The sequence below is a fragment of the Oleiphilus sp. HI0128 genome, assembly GCF_001635365.1.
Window position 1 is genome coordinate 1 of sequence record NZ_LWGG01001314.1, and the last position, 608, is coordinate 608.

General features: G+C 45.6%; 1 pseudogene. It reads left to right on the top strand.

Features of this window, described 5'->3' with window-relative positions:
• Positions 1-608, top strand: a pseudogene (locus A3763_RS29060) (chemotaxis protein); the annotation flags it as partial.

Here is a 608-nt window from a genome sequence, read left to right on the forward strand (position 1 = left end):
CACCAACGCAGTATGCTTGAGCGTCTGACCAGTACATATCAAACTGAAATTAAGGTCGGTGTACGTACCTTTGGCCTAACTGCGACACCTATATATGGCGAAGACCAAACTCGCTTGGGTACCGTCGTTGAATGGTCAGATAGAACTGATGAGGTTGCGCTAGAAGGTGAAATTAACAGTTTGATAAATGCCGCCAACGATGGAGACCTTCGACAACGAATTGACCTAACCGGTAAAAGTGGCTTCTTCGAAAACCTCAGTAATGGTTTGAACTCTCTAATGGACAAGACATCCGAGTTTGTCAGTGAAGTCGGCGTGATATTTGAAGCAATGTCTGAAGGTGATCTCACCAAGAGTATCGAAAACAATTACAAGGGCGAGTTACTTGCCATCAAAAACAATGCAAATAACAGCGTTACCAAACTAAGTGAAGTGCTAACACGCATTCAAATCGCCTCAGAAACGGTTCGCACTTCTTCACAAGAAGTCGCGGAAGGCTCCGATGACTTAAGTCGACGAACCGAATCGCAAGCCAGCTCACTGGAAGAAACCGCTTCCAGCATGGAGCAAATTACAGCCACCGTAAAACAAACGTCGGAAAATGCCTC